Source organism: Paraburkholderia sp., from assembly GCF_034668105.1.
Lineage (GTDB): Bacteria > Pseudomonadota > Gammaproteobacteria > Burkholderiales > Burkholderiaceae > Paraburkholderia.
Map to the genome: position 1 here is coordinate 1 of NZ_JAXDPY010000045.1, position 17,813 is coordinate 17,813.

Here is a 17,813-nt window from a genome sequence, read left to right on the forward strand (position 1 = left end):
CACACCTTCGCGACCATGGGTGATTACCACGCCACGCTGGACCGCAGCACGCTGCCATCGTACCCTGTTACGTGGGGCGAAATTCCAGGCCGCTCCGGCGAGTTGATTGTCCAGCCCTGACTGGCCAGGCGGCGGCCGGCCCCGGCAACCCAGATGACCCTGATGACCCGACCGCGCCGCGCGAGCGTACACCGCGCGTCAGTCGACCTCCCCCCAGCCTCGATGCCAGGCCGGCCCCGCAGCCGTTGCAAACGCGGCGCCAGCCATAACAACCGGAGAACCTCGTGCCCATCGCAGTCGACCAACCCATCCCCGACTTTACCGCCCCCGCTACCGGTGGCGACATCACGCTGTCCAGGCTGCGGGGCAAGAAGGTGGTGCTGTATTTCTATCCGAAAGACAACACCCCGGGCTGCACGACCGAAGGCCTGCAATTCCGCGACCTGTACCCGAAGTTCAAGAAGGCAGGTGCGGAAATTCTCGGCGTGTCGCGCGACAGCCTGCGCTCGCATGACAACTTCAAGGCAAAGCTCGAATTGCCGTTTCCGTTGATCTCGGACCCCGAGGAAACCTTGTGTGCCCTCTTCGGCGTCATGAAATTGAAGAAAATGTATGGCAAAGAAGTACGTGGGGTGGAACGCTCCACGTTCCTGATCGACGCCGAAGGCGTGCTGCGCCAGGAGTGGCGCGGCGTGAAAGTGCCAGGTCATGTCGATGACATTCTGGAGGCTGTACAAGCGCTTTGAGGCGCGTTATATTGGGTTCCAATGAGTGCCTGTCCACCCCATACTTTTCGCCGCTGCGCCAGACTTGAGGGCCGTTTTACCGGTTCCGTCAGAGTCATGAGGTGCAACGCGACAACCGAAGGCGAGCCGCTTGTCCCGTACGCCGGGGCGGCGGCTTTTTTAATTGCGCAGAGCCGTTCGTTCACTCGGCCACGCGCTTCCGTTAAGGAGCCGATCGAAGACCAGGCGAACCGGCATCTCTAGACCGAATGCGCGCCTCCGGGCGCAAACTGCGTGCGCACTCACTGGCACCGGCAGAATGCGACAGGCGGCGCACGAAATGTGACCCGATTATTCGAGGGAAACCATGCCTTTGCCTACCCCCCCCAGCAAGCTCGGCAATCTCCTGCCGCCTGACGAGTACAAGGCCAAAGCCGCCACGCCGGCGCGCTCCGCCGCGAAGAAGCAGGCAACCGAAGGGGAATCCGCTGAGTCGGCCGACTACGGTCGCGCAAATGTCGCCACGCCGATGGCGCATGCCGCCAATGCCGCGACCACTTTGCGGCCCGTTCCGGCATCGTCGGCTTCCGCTGCTGCGTCTGCATCCGCCGAGCAAGCTGCACCGGCGCGCACACGTAAGTCGAAGCAGACCGCAGCCTTGCTGCAACCGGTTCCCGCTACCCGGCCGCAGGCCGAACCGGCGGCGCAAGCCGCCCCCGCTACGGCTAAATCGCAGCCCGTGGTCGCGCGCGCACCAAGCGCGAAAGACCCGGCCGCCAGCACGCCCATAGCAGCCGCACCCAGCGCGCGCGGCACCAGCAAGAAGCGCGGCGCAGCCTCCGATCCGCTCGAAGTCCAGAAGCTCTTCGTGCTGGATACGAACGTGCTGATGCACGATCCAAGCTGCCTGTTCCGTTTCGAGGAACACGACGTCTATCTGCCGATGATGACGTTGGAGGAACTCGACAACCACAAGAAGGGCATGTCGGAAGTCGCGCGTAACGCGCGTCAGGTGAGCCGCACGCTGGACGCGCTGGTGGCGAACGCCGGCAATATGTCCGACGGCATTTCGCTGGCGCGTCTGGGCAGCCGCGAGGCGTCCGGGCGTCTGTATTTCCAGACCAAGCTCACCGCCATCGAGCCGGTCGAAGGTCTGCCGGAAGGCAAGGCCGACAACCAGATTCTCGGCGTGGTGCGCGCGCTGCAGCGCGACCGGATGGATCGCCAGGTGGTGCTGGTATCGAAAGACATCAACATGCGCATCAAGGCGCATGCGCTCGGCCTGCCCGCCGAAGATTACTTCAACGACCAGGTGCTCGAAGACAGCGATCTGCTGTATTCGGGCATCCGCGCGCTGCCGCAGGATTTCTGGACCAAGCACGCCAAGGGCATGGAAAGCTGGCAGGACACCAAAACCGGCACCACGTATTACCGCGTGACGGGTCCGCTGTGCGCCTCGATGCTGGTCAACGAGTTCGTCTATCTGGAACCGCAGAACGGCGAGCCCACCTTCCATGCGCTGGTGCGCGAGCTGAACGGCAAGACGGCGCTGCTGCAAACCTTGCGCGACTACGGCCACCACAAGAACAACGTGTGGGGCATCACGGCGCGCAACCGCGAGCAGAACTTCGCGCTGAACCTGCTGATGAATCCGGAGATCGACTTCGTCACGCTGCTGGGTCAGGCCGGTACCGGCAAGACCTTGGTCGCGCTCGCGGCAGGCCTCGCCCAGGTGCTCGACGACAAGCGCTATAACGAGATCATTGTGACGCGCGCCACGGTGCCGGTGGGTGAAGACATCGGCTTCCTGCCGGGTACGGAAGAGGAAAAAATGCAGCCGTGGATGGGTGCATTCGACGACAACCTCGAAGTCCTGCAGAAAACCGACGACGCCGCCGGCGAATGGGGCCGCGCCGCCACCCAGGAGCTGATCCGCTCGCGGCTGAAGGTCAAGAGCATGAACTTCATGCGCGGCCGTACGTTCGTGGACAAGTATCTGATCATCGACGAGGCGCAAAACCTGACGCCAAAGCAGATGAAGACGCTGGTCACGCGCGCGGGTCCAGGCACGAAGATCATCTGTCTGGGCAATATCGCGCAGATCGATACGCCTTACCTGACGGAAGGCAGCTCGGGTCTGACCTACGTGGTCGACCGTTTCAAGGGTTGGGCGCACAGCGGACACGTGACGCTGGCGCGCGGCGAGCGTTCGCGCCTGGCGGACTACGCGTCGGAAATTCTTTAAGTTCCAACGCTTTAACTCAAGCCAAAAGCCGCGTCCGGGTGATTCCGCACGCGGCTTTTTTATTGCCGAATCGTTCCGCATGGACGACACTTAGCGCAGGAACTTCAAGTAAGTTGTCAAGAATTCTTGCCTGAGCCAGGTTCCACGGGCTACCATCCCGGAATCATCGCCATTAAACGAGCGCTTACCGCTCGCGTCGTCCTCATGCGCCGACTCGCCCTTTCGCTGCTGACCGTCTTGCTGCTCGCCGCCTGCGCCGGTGCGCCGGAAAAGACGTCGCGCGCGCCGGGGTCATCGGTCGTGGTCACGAACGGCGCCTATCACGCGCCGCCGCCGGGCTTCCCGAACTTTGTCGATCACAGTGTCGGCCGTGAAGAAATTTCGATTCAGGCAATGAGTCTGGTCGGCATTCCGTACCGCTGGGGCGGTAATACGCCCGACAGCGGCTTCGATTGCAGCGGATTGGTTCGTTATGTGGTGTCGCGCGCCGCTTCCGTCAATCTGCCGCGGACGACCGCGGATATGAGCGGGCGCGGCGAATCGATCGAGCCGGACGAAATCGCGCCGGGCGATCTGATTTTCTTCAACACCACCGGGCGCGCGCATTCACACGTCGGCATTTATGTGGGCAAGCTGCGCTTCGTCAATGCGCCGTCGACGGGTGGCACCGTGCGGCTCGACTATCTGACCAATCCGTATTGGGCCAAACGCTTTGACGGTATTCGCCGGGTCGCAGCGCCGGCCGCAACACCGGCACCATTCGATACGCCGAGCTATCAGGCTGCCGCGCCACAACCCGAGCGCGTTGCGCCGGTGGTGCAGACAGCGCCGGCTTATGCGGGCGCCGCTGGGGCGATGCGAGCTTCGCCGGGCTACGTGGCGAATACTGCGGCGATGCGCTCGGCCGCTTACGCGGCAGCGCCTGTTGCATCGCAAGCTTCAGGCTATGCCGCGCCTACGGAAGCACCGGCTCGTGTTACGGCGACCACGCGTGCCCCGCTGACTGCAACCGCTGCTCAGCCGACAATCGCCACGGCTATGGCGCCGACAGCGCAAGCTGATCCGTTCGAACCGCCGCCGCCCGGGATGAGCGCCGCACAGATCCAGGCGCGCGCGGCGGGTGCGGTGTCTCCGCTCCCGGTTCACGCCAGCCAGACGAGTACGTACGACAGCGCTACAGGCTCGACGACGGCCGCGCGCGTTGAAGCGTCAATCGCTGCCGCCCGCGCGCCGGATCCGATCGACGCCGCCGCTGACGCATTCGAGCCGCCTCCGCCGGCTTCGGTCGCCGCGCGCCAGGCGCAGCAGGCTCAACACGCCGACGGCAATACAGGTGTGCAGATCATGCGCGCGTCGACGGCGTCGCGCGGCATCCCTGCCCCCGCCCAAACCACCGACGATCCGATCGCACGCTTTGCCAACGGCAGCTTTTAACGCCGCGGCGCGGTACGGCATTCGCACGCCGCCCATGCGCCAGTCCATCCCCGCTGCGCCGCCGATCTGCTATCGTCATCGATATTCTTCCGACAGCAGGTGGTGACGATGGATCTCGGGCTAAAAGACAAGGTGGTGTTGATCACGGGCGGCAGCAAAGGCATCGGCCTTGCCTGCGCCCGAGCGTTCGCGCTGGAGGGTGCGAAGGTCGCGATAGTTTCGCGCGATCCCGCCAATCTGGCGCGTGCTTACGAACAGTTGAAACAGGAAGGCCTGCATGTGCATCGGACCCGCGCCGATTTGCACGAACCGCACAGTGCCGCGGACATCGTCGAGGAAGTCAGCACTGCGGTCGGCCCGATCGACGTGCTGATCAACAGCGCCGGCGCCGCCCGCCGCTACGACCCGGAAACGCTGGACGCCGACGCGTTCCGCGCCACCATGGAAGCGAAATATTTCCCCTACATCTACCCGCAGCAGGAAGTGCTGCGGCGCATGGCCGAGCGCGTCAAAGCGGGCGACGCCGCCGCGCCCGGCACGATCGTCAATATCATCGGGATGGGCGGCAAGATAGCGAGCGACATCCATATCGCCGGGGGTGCCGCGAATGCCGCGCTGATGCTCGCCACGGTCGGCCTCGCCCACTACTATGGGCGCTACGGGATCCGTATCAACGCGATCAACCCGGGACAGACACTGACCGAGCGCGTCGAGGAAGCGGTCAAGCTGGAAGCGTCGCAGCAAGGCATTGCAAGCGCTGAAGCGCTAGCGCGCGGGCAGGCTAAAGTGCCGCTCGGGCGTTATGCAAAGCCGGAGGAAATCGCTGACGTCGCGCTGTTTCTGGCGAGCCGCCGCGCGAGCTATGTGACGGGCGCAATCGTCCCGATGGATGGAGGCAGCGCGCCGTTGATCTGAGCGGCGCGCTTTGTGAACTGCGGCAGCGAGGTGCATGGAACTGCCACCTCGCGCACTGCGCTTACAGAAAGCGGTGACCCAGCCACCAGGCGGCCGCGGAGAGTGCCGCGGAGGCCGGAATCGTCAGGATCCACGCCCAGACGATATTGCCGGCAACCCCCCAACGCACGGCACTCAACTTCTGCGTCGCGCCAACGCCGACGATCGCGCCCGTGATCGTATGCGTGGTGGACACCGGAATGCCCAGCCACGACGCCGTGAACAGCGTGATCGCACCGCCCGCCTCCGCGCAAAAGCCGCCGACCGGCTTCAACTTGGTGATCTTCTGCCCCATCGTGCGGACGATCCGCCAGCCGCCGAACAACGTACCGATCCCCATCGACAGATAGCAGCCGCCGATTACCCACAGCGGCGGCGCATCCGCGATCGAGGATGCAAAACCCGTCGCGATCAGCAGCATCCAGATGATGCCAATGGTTTTCTGCGCGTCGTTGCCGCCATGGCCGAGGCTGTACAAGCCCGCGGAGACCAGTTGCAGACGCCGGAAACGCCGGTCGACCTTGCTAGGCGGCGTACGGAAGTAGATCCACGACACCGCCAGCATGAAGAACGAGCCAAGCACGAAACCGAGCAGCGGCGAGATGAAAATGAAGGCCACCGTCTTCATCAGACCGTCGAAATTGAGCGAACCCCAACCCGACTTGGCCAGCGCCGCGCCCACCAACCCACCAATCAGCGCATGCGACGAGCTGGACGGAATTCCGTAGTGCCATGTGATGATGTTCCAGCCGATCGCGCCGACCAGCGCGCCGAAAATGACGTAGTGGTCGACGATATTCGGATCGATCGTGCCCTTGCCGACCGTCTGCGCCACTTTCAGGTGGAACACGAAATACGCGATAACGTTGAAAGCCGCCGCGAAGGCCACGGCCTGCTGCGGCTTCAGGACGCCAGTCGACACGACCGTGGCGATCGAATTCGCCGCGTCATGGAAGCCGTTCATGAAGTCGAAAATCAGTGCGACGGCGACCAGGCCGGCGACGACCCAGATAGCGAGTTGTATCGATTGCATTATGCGTTTTCCAGCACGATGCCTTCGATGATGTTCGCCACGTCCTCACACTTGTCGGTGATCGTTTCGAGCAGTTCGTAGATCGCCTTCAGCTTGATCAACGTCTTCACGTTGTCTTCTTCGCGGAAGAGTTTCGACATGGCCGAGCGCAGCACGCGGTCGGCTTCCGATTCCAGACGGTCGATATCCTCGCACGCCTTCAGGATCTGGGCCGCCTGCTTCATGTCGGACAGCAGGCTGACAGCGAACTGGACGCGCTCGGAGGTGGCCGTGCAGATATGCGCCAGTTGACTCGCCTCAGAGGTCACCGCCTGCACGTCGTACAGCGAGATAGCGGTGGCGACGTCCTCCATCAGGTCGAGGATGTCGTCCATCGTGGTGATCAGCTTGTGGATCTCGTCGCGGTCGAGCGGCGTGATGAAGGTCTTGTGCAGCAGGTCGATTGTTTCGTGCGTGAGCTTGTCTGCGGCCTTCTCGGCCTTTTGCACGTTTTGCTTATGAGTCTCGGCGTCCTGCAGATTGTCGATCAGCAGCTCGAGTTCGTGGCTCGCCGAGACGATGCACGTTGCGTGCGCATTGAAAATTTCAAAGAACTTGCCCTCGGTGGGCATGAATCGACCGAACATTGGGATCCCGAAAATTGGTCACATTTATGGCTGACATAAAACCGCCACATTGTACCGTTCCAGGATCGATGCCGCACTTTTGAAAGCGCCGTTACAACAGGCTCCGGCGTTATTGCTTTACTCGCTGTAGAAATTCTGCGCGCCGGCAAAATTATCGAACTTCGTGAATTGACCGTGAAACGTGAGCCGAACAGGTCCAATCGGACCATTGCGCTGTTTGCCGATGATGATCTCCGCCGTGCCCTTGTCCGGGCTGTCGGGGTTGTACACCTCGTCGCGGTAAATGAACAGAATGACGTCCGCATCCTGCTCGATTGCGCCGGATTCCCGCAAGTCGGACATGATCGGCCGCTTGTTCGGGCGCTGTTCGAGGCCCCGGTTGAGCTGTGACAACGCGATCACGGGTACGTCGAGCTCTTTGGCGAGGCTCTTCAGCGATCGCGAGATTTCCGAGATTTCGGTCGCACGGTTTTCGCCCGACGACGAACCGCTCATCAGCTGCAAGTAGTCGATGATGATCAGACCGAGCTTGCCGCACTGGCGAGACAGCCGACGCGCGCGCGAGCGCAATTCCATCGGATTCAGTCCGCCCGTTTCGTCGATGAAAATCTGCGCCTCGCTCATTTTCTGCACCGCGTGGGTGAGCTTCGGCCAATCCTCGTCGGTCAGGCGCCCCGTTCGCATACGATGCTGATCGAGCCGGCCGACCGAGCCGAGCATACGCATGGTGAGCTGCGAACCCGGCATTTCCATGGAGAACACAGCGACCGGCAGGCCGTATTCGACCGCCACGTATTCGCCGACGTTCATCGAAAACGCCGTTTTACCCATCGACGGGCGCCCCGCCACGATGATCAGCTCGCCGCCGTGCATGCCCGAAGTCATCCGGTCGAGGTCGACAAAACCGGTTGGCGTGCCAGTCACGTCGCTCGGATTGGCGGTGTGATACAGCGTATCGATCCGCTCCACCACCTGGGTCAGGAGCGGCCCGATTTCCAGAAAGCCCTGTGTGCCCCGCGCGCCGTCTTCAGCGATCGAAAACACCTTCGATTCGGCCTCGTCCAGTAGCTGGCGGACTTCCTTACCTTGCGGATTGAAAGCGTCGGCTGAGATTTCGTCGGCCACCGACACCAGACGGCGCAATACCGCGCGATCGCGCACGATTTCCGCATAGCGGCGGATGTTGGCCGCGCTCGGCGTGTTCTGCGCCAGCGCGTTCAGGTACGCGAGTCCGCCGACCTCTTCCGCCTTGCCCGAGGTGCCGAGCGCTTCGTACACCGTAATCACGTCGGCCGGACGGGTTGCCGCGATCAGCTTGCCGATGTGCTCGAAAATGATGCGGTGGTCGTATCGGTAAAAGTCGCTCTGCGACAGGAAGTCGGCGATGCGGTCCCATGCGGCGTTGTCGAGCAGCAGGCCGCCCAGCACCGACTGTTCGGCTTCGATCGAATGCGGCGGGACTTTCAGCGACTCGATTTGGGGATCTTTGGACGGTGCGTTCATGGAGAGGAATTATCGGGTAAATGCGCGCGGAGGGAAATCAAAAACCGATACTTCGGTGCATCGAAAACGGGCAATAAAAAAGGCAGGGACCGGTCACCCGGCCCCTGCCTTTTGCCAGCAACGTCCTGGCAGATGCTACTTGATGCTTAAACGTGTTCGCCGATCACAGCCACCGTCACATCGACGAGCACGTCGGTGTGCAGCGAGACTTGAACAGCGTGGTCGCCGACCATCTTCAGCGGGCCTTCCGGCAGACGCACTTGCGCCTTTTCCACTGCGAAACCTTGCTTCACCAGTGCGTCAGCAATGTCCGCGTTCGTTACCGAACCGAACAGACGGCCGTCGACGCCAGCCTTCTGGTTGATCTGAACCGTCGAGCCTGCCAGCTTTTCGCCTTGAGCTTGAGCGGCCGCCAGCTTTTCACCTGCGACCTTTTCCAGTTCAGCGCGGCGCACTTCGAATTCAGCCAGGGCTTCCTTCGTTGCACGGCGAGCTTGCTTGTTCGGGATCAGGAAGTTACGTGCGTAACCGTCCTTAACCTTGACGATGTCGCCCAGATTGCCCAGGTTGACGACTTTTTCCAGAAGAATAATTTGCATTCGGAGACTCCTTATCGCGTCGTCGGGTTAGGCCTTGTGCTGGTCGGTGTACGGCACCAGCGCGAGGAAACGTGCGCGCTTGATTGCCGTATCCAGCTGGCGTTGATAGTGCGACTTCGTACCCGTGAGACGCGCCGGCGTGATCTTGCCGTTTTCGCCGATGAAGTCCTTCAGCGTTTCGAGGTCCTTGTAGTCGATGTGATCGACGTTAGCGGCCGTGAAACGGCAGAACTTCTTGCGCTTGAAGAGCGGATTTTGTTGCTGACGACGCTTGTCGAATTTCTTACCAGTCGGGCGGGGCATGTTCAGTCCTTTCCAATGTCCTGCAATTCTGTGATGTGAAATACCAGAGTTCTTGCGTTGCGGTGCTTTTTCGCCAGAAAGCCTGTGAAGAGCGTTTCCACGCCCATCTGACAGCCTTCCAGCTTACCGCTCGCCTCGCCTGCGGCGACTGCCTGCATGGTCAGTTCGACTTGCCGGGCAATGCCGGCTTCGACGACTTCCGTGCGGTGGTGCAACGTGCAGCCTGCAATCGGAACGCCGGCGGGGGTATACCGCACCGGTTCGCGTTCGACGACGCTGGCCATCAGTTGCAGCCGATTCATGTAGCCTTCGACGAGAGCGACGCTTGATCTGGTAGCTTAAATAGTGTGTCTTAAGCCTGCGCTTCGGACGGTTGCGTAGCAGCCGACTTCTTGGCTTCTTCGCGCTGCACTTCCTTCATCATCGGCGACGGGCCGGTTTCGGCCTTCTTCATCTTGACGATCAGGTGACGCAGAACAGCGTCGTTGAACTTGAATGCGTGTTCCAGCTCGTCGAGCGTGGTTTGGTCGCATTCGATGTTCATGCAGACGTAGTGAGCCTTCGCGAGTTTCTCGATCATGTAGGCCAGTTGGCGACGGCCCCAGTCTTCGATACGGTGGATCTGGCCACCGTGCGAGGTGATCGTGCTCTTGTAACGCTCGATCATTGCGGGCACCTGCTCGCTTTGATCCGGATGCACGATAAATACGATTTCGTAATGACGCATATTCACTCCTTGTGGATTAAAGCCACCCGGGCGTCGGAACCGGTGTGGCAAGTGAGAAGCCAAAGAGTGTAACCCGAATGGGGCCGGGTTGCAAGATATCCCGTTAATCGGGCGCGTGATTCGGGAGTGTTTTCAAGGGTTTAGGCGGCGGCGGAGCGAGACGGGCGGCAGCCTCCGCCCGATCCTTCAGCCGCCTTCCGTGCGCTCGCTGCCGCTTTGCAAACGCGCCTTCAATGCCGTTTCCAACCCGCTCAACGCATCCGGCGCGGCGTCCGTGATGGCCCACCAGGTCATGCCTTCAGCGTTCCAGTGCGAGATCGAATAGCCTTCGCGGGCAAGTACAGCGGGCGCCGCGCCGTCGGGGCCGCGCCCCACACCGTCGGCGCCGGCTTGCGGAAACACATACACGTCGATTACATGCTTGCGATAACGGTACACCAGCACCGCCACTCGCTGATGCGCGAGGTAATCCAGCCGCCCGCCCTCCAGCGCGAAGCCATTGGCGGCCAGATCTTCGACCGGCGGCGAATAGTCGAGCCGGCCGTTGAACCACGGCTTGACCGTATGCTTGTCGGTCGAAATCACGTCGATGTCGCGGCCGGACACCTGCGCCCGCACATGGCTTTCCACCAGCTCGTCGGTGAACGGCGAAATCTCCGGAGTCCGGTGCAGGCTCAGCGTGACACCCGCGGCAGCCGCGCCGAGCGCAATAATCAGCGCCGCCAGCCAGCCTTGCGTGATCAGCCGGTTCGACCCGCCGCCGGCGGTGCCCAGCGCGCCGCCCAAGCCGCCCAAGCCGCCCATACCGCCCATACCGCCCGAGCCACCCTGTGAGCCGCGCCAGTCGTCCAGCCAGGCGAACCAGCGCCGCTGGCGCCGGGCCGCCTTGCGAGGTTCGGGCGCCGGAACGGCCTCTTCCGTCGGTGGCAGCGCCGCGATGATCCCGGCGCGCAGCGCGTCCGGCGCGCGGTGATACGGCGCGGCGCTCAGCGACCGGCTCAGCGTTTGCAAGCCTTCGCTTTCCCGGCGGCAAGCATCGCAACTTTCGATGTGCTGCTGCACCCGCAGCGCATCCGGCGCGGGTAATTCACGATCGGCGCTCGCGTCGAGGAGCGGCCGCGCTTCGTTACAGTCCATCTGGCGTCTCCTGAGCGAAGCCGGCGGCAGCGCCGCCAGGCATGTTGGATGACCGGGCGTTCGAGACCGCCCGGAGCGGTGTAACCGAGGCCGTTGACCCCGGGCACGTGGGAGAGAGTGCGCTGCGCGCGGCGCCGCCGGACTCCGACCTGCCTTCTCCCGCGGCGCGGGTGCCGTCGCGCGGCTCGGCGGGACCATGATGCGACTGCTGCGGCGCATCGCGCGCTGCACGCCCAGTCGCCGGAAGCCCAGCCGCCCGCCGGCCAGAACCGGACTCCGAGCCAGAGCCAGACCCTGACTGCCCCTGCGCCGGCGCCGTCAGGAGCGCCGCCAGTTTGCGGCGCCCGCGCGCGAGCCTCGACATGACCGTTCCGATCGGCACGTCGGCCACCGCTGCGATCTCGCGATAGCCCATCTCTTCGAGTTCGCGCAGGATCAGGACCTCGCGGTATTCCACCGGCAACCGCGCGAGCGCCTCATGCACCTGCTTCGCGTCTTCGCCGCGGATCAGCAGCGCCTGCGGATCGTCGCCGCCCGCGCTCCAGCCGTCGAATGTGGCGTCGTCCATGCTGTCGTCGAACTCCACGACCTCGTGCGACGACGCGCGCCGCCGCCATTCCGTGTACCAGGTGCGGCGCACGATCGCGAGCAGCCACGGCCGCGCCGAGTCGCCCCGGAAGGTGTCGAAGAAACGGAACGCGCGCATGAACGCTTCCTGCACGACGTCGTCCGCATCGTTCGGGTTGCCGCATAGCCAGCGCGCGAGGTTGTACGCCGCGTCGAGGTGCGGCAATGCCAACTGCTGGAAACGGCGGCTCCTCGCCGCATCGGTTTCGGCCGTTTGCCGGGCGCAGGCTGCGGTTGCTTGGGTCTGGACCACCTCGGCCCTCCAGGGTATTGCGGCTAGACTGAGTGACGCGTTTTCTCCCGCTCATCACGCATAACCGCTCACATCCCGAGTTTATTCCCGTCTGCGCTGAATTAGGATGGGCCAGCCAATAAGCTAATAAGTCGGACGATTCCAGTAATCCTCGCTGGCATACACCTCTTTCAGATAATCGATGAAGTAGCGCACCTTGGCCGGCACATAACGCTGCTGCGGATAGACCGCGAGAATGTCGTAGTCGGGCAGCGCGAATTCATCCAGCACGGTTTCCAGTTCGCCGCGCGCCAGTTGCTGCTGGATTTCCCACGTGGAGCGCCAACCGAGCCCGAGCCCTTCGGAGACCCAACGATGCAGCAGTTCGCCGTCGTTGCAATCGAGCGTGCCGCCGACCCGCACCGTGGCCAGTTTGCCGTTGCGGCGGAAGTACCAGCCGCGGTTCTGGCCGCCTTGCAGGTTGAATGCCAGACAGTTGTGCTGCGGCAGATCTTCGAGCGTTGCCGGCTTGCCGTATTGGCGGAAATAGTCGGGCGTGCCGCACACCACGCGCCGGTTCGACGCCAGCTTCACCGCGACGAAATTCGGATCGACCGCGCCGCCGATCCGGATCGACAGGTCATACCCTTCGCGCACCAGATCCACGACCCGATCGGTCAGGTTGAACGACACCTGTAGTTCAGGCTTGTCGGCGAGAAAAGCCGGTGCCAGCGGTGCGACGTGCTTGCGGCCGAACGCGGCCGGCGCCGACACGATCAGATGGCCGTTCACCGCACGCCGTCCGGCACTCAGTTCGTTCTCCGCCTGATCCCATTCGGTCAGGAGGCCGCGGCAGCGTTCCAGAAATGCCGCGCCGTCCTCGCTGACCACGAGGCGCCGCGTCGAGCGGTACATCAGCTTCACGCCGAGGCGCTTTTCCAGCGCGTCGATGCGGCGCCCGAGAATCACCGGCGACACGCCCTCTTCCAGCGCGGCCGCCGCGAGACTGCCCGCGTCGGCGACGCGCACGAATGTTTCGATCTGCTTGAAGCGGTCCATTGTTGTCTCCTTCCGGTCGCGCGCCCCCAAGACCAACGACTTGGGGTCACAGCTTTTGGCTTCAGGATCGCGGCTCCCTCTGCGCTCCGGAAGCCGCAAGCGTCCCAGGCGTCACGCTGCGTCACCGCCATCCAGCCACCCACCATCCCATACTTTTTGTTTCGAAATAAGCGACCTGGACTGATCTTATCAAACCTTTAGGTGAAGCCTACAGTTCGATCAACACCTCTGGTTTGCATATCCGTCAGCGAATCCGTTAGCGAATCCATTAGCCAGCTCATTGGCCAACGCCATTCGCCCACCTCAGACATTCAGGAGACATTCATGGCCAAGATGAGAGCCGTCGACGCAGCCGTGCTGGTGCTCGAAAAAGAAGGCATCGACACCGCATTCGGCGTTCCGGGTGCAGCCATCAACCCGTTCTACTCGGCCATGCGCAAGGCGGGCAACATCAGTCACGTGCTGGCGCGCCACGTCGAAGGCGCGTCGCACATGGCCGAAGGCTATACGCGCGCCCAGCCGGGCAATATCGGCGTGTGTATCGGCACGTCGGGCCCCGCGGGCACCGACATGATCACCGGTTTGTACTCCGCCCAGGCCGACTCGATTCCTATTCTGGCTATCACGGGCCAGGCGCCGCGTGCGCGTCTGTACAAGGAAGACTTTCAGGCCGTCGATATCGAATCGATCGCCAAACCGGTCACCAAATGGGCCGTCACCGTGCGTGAACCGGCATTGGTGCCGCGCGTGTTCCAGCAGGCATTCCACCTGATGCGCTCGGGCCGTCCGGGTCCGGTGCTGGTCGACCTGCCGATCGACGTGCAGCTCGCCGAAATCGAATTCGACATCGAGACGTACGAGCCGCTGCCGGTCTACAAGCCGAAAGCAACGCGCAAACAGATCGAAGCCGCGCTGAACCTGCTCAACGACGCGGACAAGCCCTTGATCGTCTCGGGTGGCGGCGTGCTGAACGCAGCCGCTGAAGACCTGCTGGTCGAATTCGCCGAAACGGTGGGCGTGCCGGTGATCCCGACGCTGATGTCGTGGGGCGCGATTCCCGACGACCATCCGCTGATGGCCGGCATGGTCGGGTTGCAAACCTCGCACCGCTACGGCAACGCGACAATGCTCGCCTCCGACTTCGTGCTCGGCATCGGCAACCGTTGGGCGAACCGTCACACGGGCAGCATCGAGGTGTATACGAAGGGCCGCAAGTTCGTGCACGTGGATATCGAGCCGACGCAAATCGGTCGCGTGTTCGGCCCGGACCTCGGCATCGTGTCGGACGCCAAGGCCGCGCTCGAACTGTTCGTCGAAGTGGCGAAGGAATGGAAGGCCGCCGGCAAGCTGAAAGACCGCAGCGCATGGGTCGCCGATTGCCAGCAGCGCAAGCGCACCATGCATCGCAAGACGCACTTCGACAATGTGCCGATGAAGCCGCAGCGCGTGTACGAAGAGATGAACCAGGTGTTCGGCCGCGATACGTGCTACGTCAGCACGATCGGTTTGTCGCAGATCGCCGGCGCGCAATTCCTGCACGTCTACAAGGCGCGCAACTGGATCAACTGCGGCCAGGCAGGCCCGCTCGGCTGGACGATTCCGGCCGCGCTCGGTGTGCGTGCAGCCGACCCGCAACGTCCGATCGTCGCGCTCTCGGGCGACTACGACTTCCAGTTCATGATCGAAGAGCTGGCGGCCGGCGCGCAATTCAAGCTGCCGTACGTGCACGTGGTGGTGAACAACTCGTACCTCGGCTTGATCCGCCAGGCACAGCGCGCGTTCGACATGGACTTCTGCGTGCAGCTCGGCTTCGAGAACATCAACTCGCCGGAAACGAATGGCTACGGCGTGGACCACGTGGCGGTTGCCGAAGGCCTGGGTTGCAAGGCGATTCGCGTGTTCAAGCCCGAAGAACTCAAGCCGGCGCTGTTGAAAGCGCAATCGATGCTCTCCGAGTTCAACGTGCCGGTGATCGTCGAAGTGATCCTCGAACGCGTGACCAACATTGCGATGGGCACCGAGATCGACGCCATCAACGAGTTCGAAGCACTGGCTGAGACGCGCGAAGATGCGCCGACGGCCATCAGCATGCTCGACTGAGCGTCCTGACGGGTTGATCCGCGGGCTGACCTGGGCGTTGAACCGCGGGTCGACCTGCGGGTCGGCCCGACAAGCATCACATGAGCGCGGCCCGGCATCACTGCGCCGCCTCATGCAGTTATTCCAATGACCGACCAGCGAGACACCACCACCATGCCGAAATTTGCAGCGAATCTCACCATGCTGTTCAACGAAGTCCCGTTCCTCGACCGCTTCGCGGCAGCCGCGGACGCGGGCTTCAACGCCGTCGAATTTCTGTTTCCGTATCCGTATCAGATCGCCGAATTGAGCGAACGTCTGCAGCAGAAGCGTTTGCAACTCGTCTTGCACAACCTGCCCGCGGGCAACTGGGAAGCGGGTGAACGCGGGATCGCGTGCCTGCCGGATCGTGTGGGTGAGTTTCAGGAAGGCGTGGGCCGCGCGATCGAATACGCAAAGGCTTTGAAGGTGCCGCAACTGAACTGCCTCGTCGGCATTCCGGGCGCGGGTGTCGATGCGGACAAGGCTCGCTCGACGATCGTCGACAACCTGCGCTTCGCCGCCGGCGAACTGAAACAAGCCGGCATCAAGCTGCTGGTCGAGCCGTGCAATTCGTACGACATCCCCGGCTTTGCGCTGAACCGTTCGAGCGAAGGCCTCGACGTGATTCGCGCAGTGGCTTCGGACAATCTGTTCCTGCAATACGACATTTATCACATGCAACGGATGGAAGGCGAACTCGCGGCGACGATCAAAAAGAACCTGCCGCAGATCGCGCACATCCAGCTCGCCGACAACCCGGGCCGCAACGAACCGGGCACCGGTGAAATCAATTACCCGTTCCTGTTCGATCTGCTCGACTCGCTCGGCTACGAAGGCTACGTCGGCTGCGAATACAAACCGCGCACGACCACGGCTGCCGGCCTCGGCTGGGTGCAGAGCGTGGCCGGGCAAACCCGCGGCGCAGCCCACGCCGCTGCCTGAGCGAGGCGTTGCTCGACGCGTCGAGCGAAGCACGGTTCGATGCGTGAGGCACGCCAGATCACATCAGGCACACCACGCCCCGAAGGGAATCCCTTGGGGGCCCCAAACAACACAGGAGATTTAGACACATGGCAAAGATCGGTTTTATCGGCCTCGGCATCATGGGCGCGCATATGGCGCGCAACCTCATCAAAGGCGGCCACACGCTGTTCGTGAATGGCGCGTACCCGGTGCCGGAAGATCTGAGCAAAAGCGCGAATGTAGTGCCCGATTCGACCGCTGTCGCGCAAGCCGCCGACGTCGTCATCATCATGGTGCCGGACACGCCTGACGTCGCCAACGTGCTGTTCGCCGACGACGGCGTCGCCGCCGGTCTCACGCAAGGCAAGCTGGTGATCGACATGAGCTCGATCTCGCCGCTCGACACGCAAGCCTTCGCGAAGAAGATCAACGCGCTCGGCGCCGACTACCTCGACGCGCCGGTGTCCGGCGGTGAGGTCGGCGCACGCGAAGCGTCGCTGACGATCATGGTCGGCGGTCCGGAAAAGGCTTTTGCAGTGGCCAAGCCGCTGTTCGATCTGATGGGCAAGAACATCTCGCTGATCGGCGACAACGGCGCGGGTCAAACCTGCAAGGTCGCGAACCAGATCATCGTCGCGCTGAACATCGAAGCGGTTGCGGAAGCCCTGCTGTTCGCGTCACGCTCGGGCGCCGATCCGGAGCGGGTGCGCAAGGCCTTGATGGGCGGTTTCGCTTCGTCGCGGATTCTCGAAGTGCACGGCGAGCGCATGACCAAGCGTACCTTCGATCCGGGGTTTCGCATTGAACTGCACCAGAAGGATCTGAACCTCGCACTGGACGGCGCGCGCAAACTCGGCATCGCGCTGCCGCATACGGCGAGCGCGCAACAACTGTTCAGCGTGTGCGCGGCGAACGGCGGCAAGGCGTGGGATCACTCGGCGATGGTGCGCGCGCTGGAAATCATGGCGAACTACGAAGTCGCGCAAGCGCCGGGTAGCGAAGCCAAGGCGGCTTGAACCGCCTGATCCGGTTGAACCGTCAGGCAGCAACACAGGTTGTCATGATCGTTGCAATGTCAACGTCATCGTCATGACAATCGCAGGTGGGGCGCTCTTTGTGTCGTGCGATATACACGGCGCAAAGGGCAAATCGTGCCGCTCTGGGCTGAGAGCGGCAAGTGGGGTCCGCAGCGGCACCCGGCGGCGCCGGGGAAGCCTTGGTCGGTCAGACGTCGTCGTCGGGTGTCCGGCTGTCGGATTTCAACTTATGCGTTTTCCGCCAATCTCTCGCAGCGGCTGCATCATGCATGCCGCCTCCCTGCACCTTTGTTTGCAGGTCTCCTCGCACCCGTGCTCGCAAGTCCGCTTGCATTTGCTTGCAACTCCGCACCCGCGGCACGACCTTTTTTGACACATCGATCCGCGCTTTTCTCCTACACTCGTTGAGTCTGGTTGCGGGCGTATTGGTGTTCAAACGCGGTGTTCAAACGCGGTGTTCATGTGCGGTGTTCAAGTGTGGCTTGCCG

At 62.7% G+C, this 17,813-nt stretch carries 17 protein-coding genes and 1 pseudogene; 8 read left to right on the forward strand and 10 right to left on the reverse strand.

The window, feature by feature from the left end:
- The 5 genes and pseudogenes from QOC89_RS02275 to QOC89_RS02295 all read left to right on the forward strand — a co-directional run.
- Positions 1 to 120, forward strand: a pseudogene (locus tag QOC89_RS02275) (4-deoxy-4-formamido-L-arabinose-phosphoundecaprenol deformylase); the annotation flags it as partial.
- A 164-nt stretch (positions 121 to 284) separates the two neighbouring features.
- A complete protein-coding gene (locus tag QOC89_RS02280; protein ID WP_323043535.1) occupies positions 285 to 746 on the forward strand; it encodes a peroxiredoxin in 462 nt (153 codons plus the stop codon).
- 346 nt (positions 747 to 1,092) lie between these two features.
- Positions 1,093 to 2,970, forward strand: a complete 1,878-nt coding sequence (locus QOC89_RS02285; RefSeq protein WP_323043536.1) for a PhoH family protein — start codon at positions 1,093 to 1,095, stop codon at positions 2,968 to 2,970.
- A gap of 204 nt (positions 2,971 to 3,174) precedes the next feature.
- Positions 3,175 to 4,404: an NlpC/P60 family protein gene (locus QOC89_RS02290; protein WP_323043537.1), complete on the forward strand. Its 1,230-nt coding sequence runs from the start codon at positions 3,175 to 3,177 to the stop codon at positions 4,402 to 4,404.
- Between the two features lie 108 nt (positions 4,405 to 4,512).
- Positions 4,513 to 5,319, forward strand: a complete 807-nt coding sequence (locus QOC89_RS02295) for an SDR family oxidoreductase (protein WP_323043538.1) — start codon at positions 4,513 to 4,515, stop codon at positions 5,317 to 5,319.
- A 61-nt stretch (positions 5,320 to 5,380) separates the two neighbouring features.
- Here QOC89_RS02295 and QOC89_RS02300 read toward each other — a convergent pair whose 3' ends face one another.
- The 10 genes from QOC89_RS02300 to QOC89_RS02345 form a co-directional block, all read right to left on the reverse strand.
- Positions 5,381 to 6,391 carry an inorganic phosphate transporter gene (locus QOC89_RS02300; RefSeq protein WP_179731419.1) on the reverse strand — a complete coding sequence of 337 codons (1,011 nt, stop codon included), beginning with the start codon at positions 6,389 to 6,391 and terminating at the stop codon, positions 5,381 to 5,383.
- The gene (locus QOC89_RS02305) at positions 6,391 to 7,017 is read right to left on the reverse strand and encodes a DUF47 domain-containing protein (protein WP_323043539.1); all 627 of its coding nucleotides are present in this window, start codon (positions 7,015 to 7,017) and stop codon (positions 6,391 to 6,393) included. Before QOC89_RS02305 ends, QOC89_RS02300 begins: the two co-directional genes overlap by 1 nt.
- A 117-nt stretch (positions 7,018 to 7,134) precedes the next feature.
- The gene (locus QOC89_RS02310; RefSeq protein WP_323043540.1) at positions 7,135 to 8,520 is read right to left on the reverse strand and encodes a replicative DNA helicase; all 1,386 of its coding nucleotides are present in this window, start codon (positions 8,518 to 8,520) and stop codon (positions 7,135 to 7,137) included.
- 146 nt (positions 8,521 to 8,666) lie between these two features.
- Positions 8,667 to 9,119 carry a 50S ribosomal protein L9 gene (rplI, locus tag QOC89_RS02315; RefSeq protein WP_323043541.1) on the reverse strand — a complete coding sequence of 151 codons (453 nt, stop codon included), beginning with the start codon at positions 9,117 to 9,119 and terminating at the stop codon, positions 8,667 to 8,669.
- 27 nt (positions 9,120 to 9,146) lie between these two features.
- Positions 9,147 to 9,422: a 30S ribosomal protein S18 gene (gene rpsR, locus QOC89_RS02320; RefSeq protein ID WP_012432802.1), complete on the reverse strand. Its 276-nt coding sequence runs from the start codon at positions 9,420 to 9,422 to the stop codon at positions 9,147 to 9,149.
- Positions 9,423 to 9,424: 2 nt separating this feature from the next.
- A complete protein-coding gene (gene priB, locus QOC89_RS02325; protein ID WP_179731413.1) occupies positions 9,425 to 9,724 on the reverse strand; it encodes a primosomal replication protein N in 300 nt (99 codons plus the stop codon).
- Positions 9,725 to 9,774: 50 nt separating this feature from the next.
- Complete coding sequence (gene rpsF / locus QOC89_RS02330; RefSeq protein ID WP_006048823.1) at positions 9,775 to 10,149, reverse strand: 30S ribosomal protein S6; 375 nt, start codon at positions 10,147 to 10,149, stop codon at positions 9,775 to 9,777.
- 186 nt (positions 10,150 to 10,335) lie between these two features.
- A complete protein-coding gene (locus tag QOC89_RS02335; protein ID WP_323043542.1) occupies positions 10,336 to 11,286 on the reverse strand; it encodes an anti-sigma factor family protein in 951 nt (316 codons plus the stop codon).
- Positions 11,276 to 12,166: an RNA polymerase sigma factor gene (locus tag QOC89_RS02340; RefSeq protein ID WP_323043543.1), complete on the reverse strand. Its 891-nt coding sequence runs from the start codon at positions 12,164 to 12,166 to the stop codon at positions 11,276 to 11,278. The genes QOC89_RS02335 and QOC89_RS02340 overlap by 11 nt, the downstream gene beginning before the upstream one ends.
- A gap of 123 nt (positions 12,167 to 12,289) precedes the next feature.
- Entirely contained in the window at positions 12,290 to 13,204 is a 915-nt protein-coding gene (locus QOC89_RS02345; protein WP_323043544.1) for a LysR family transcriptional regulator, read from the reverse strand.
- A 324-nt stretch (positions 13,205 to 13,528) separates the two neighbouring features.
- Here QOC89_RS02345 and gcl point away from each other — a divergent pair, with 324 nt between their 5' ends.
- The 3 genes from gcl (at position 13,529) to QOC89_RS02360 (ending at position 17,304) form a co-directional block, all read left to right on the forward strand.
- Positions 13,529 to 15,304 (forward strand): glyoxylate carboligase, encoded by a 1,776-nt coding sequence (gene gcl, locus QOC89_RS02350; RefSeq protein WP_323043545.1) that lies wholly within the window; start codon positions 13,529 to 13,531, stop codon positions 15,302 to 15,304.
- A gap of 153 nt (positions 15,305 to 15,457) precedes the next feature.
- On the forward strand, positions 15,458 to 16,267 hold the full coding sequence (otnI, locus tag QOC89_RS02355) for a 2-oxo-tetronate isomerase (RefSeq protein ID WP_323043547.1): 810 nt from the start codon (positions 15,458 to 15,460) through the stop codon (positions 16,265 to 16,267).
- A gap of 128 nt (positions 16,268 to 16,395) precedes the next feature.
- The gene (locus tag QOC89_RS02360) at positions 16,396 to 17,304 is read left to right on the forward strand and encodes a 2-hydroxy-3-oxopropionate reductase (RefSeq protein WP_323043546.1); all 909 of its coding nucleotides are present in this window, start codon (positions 16,396 to 16,398) and stop codon (positions 17,302 to 17,304) included.
- Positions 17,305 to 17,813 lie beyond the last annotated feature (509 nt).

Bases quoted from the DNA above. Each gene is read 5' to 3' on its own strand.
- QOC89_RS02335 (WP_323043542.1), bottom strand. From the start codon at position 11,286: ATGGACTGTAACGAAGCGCGGCCGCTCCTCGACGCGAGCGCCGATCGT.
- rplI (WP_323043541.1), bottom strand. From the start codon at position 9,119: ATGCAAATTATTCTTCTGGAAAAAGTCGTCAACCTGGGCAATCTGGGC.
- rpsR (WP_012432802.1), bottom strand. From the start codon at position 9,422: ATGCCCCGCCCGACTGGTAAGAAATTCGACAAGCGTCGTCAGCAACAA.
- QOC89_RS02295 (WP_323043538.1), top strand. From the start codon at position 4,513: ATGGATCTCGGGCTAAAAGACAAGGTGGTGTTGATCACGGGCGGCAGC.
- QOC89_RS02310 (WP_323043540.1), bottom strand. From the start codon at position 8,520: ATGAACGCACCGTCCAAAGATCCCCAAATCGAGTCGCTGAAAGTCCCG.
- rpsF (WP_006048823.1), bottom strand. From the start codon at position 10,149: ATGCGTCATTACGAAATCGTATTTATCGTGCATCCGGATCAAAGCGAG.
- priB (WP_179731413.1), bottom strand. From the start codon at position 9,724: ATGAATCGGCTGCAACTGATGGCCAGCGTCGTCGAACGCGAACCGGTG.
- QOC89_RS02300 (WP_179731419.1), bottom strand. From the start codon at position 6,391: ATGCAATCGATACAACTCGCTATCTGGGTCGTCGCCGGCCTGGTCGCC.
- gcl (WP_323043545.1), top strand. From the start codon at position 13,529: ATGGCCAAGATGAGAGCCGTCGACGCAGCCGTGCTGGTGCTCGAAAAA.
- QOC89_RS02360 (WP_323043546.1), top strand. From the start codon at position 16,396: ATGGCAAAGATCGGTTTTATCGGCCTCGGCATCATGGGCGCGCATATG.
- QOC89_RS02305 (WP_323043539.1), bottom strand. From the start codon at position 7,017: ATGTTCGGTCGATTCATGCCCACCGAGGGCAAGTTCTTTGAAATTTTC.
- QOC89_RS02345 (WP_323043544.1), bottom strand. From the start codon at position 13,204: ATGGACCGCTTCAAGCAGATCGAAACATTCGTGCGCGTCGCCGACGCG.
- otnI (WP_323043547.1), top strand. From the start codon at position 15,458: ATGCCGAAATTTGCAGCGAATCTCACCATGCTGTTCAACGAAGTCCCG.
- QOC89_RS02285 (WP_323043536.1), top strand. From the start codon at position 1,093: ATGCCTTTGCCTACCCCCCCCAGCAAGCTCGGCAATCTCCTGCCGCCT.
- QOC89_RS02290 (WP_323043537.1), top strand. From the start codon at position 3,175: ATGCGCCGACTCGCCCTTTCGCTGCTGACCGTCTTGCTGCTCGCCGCC.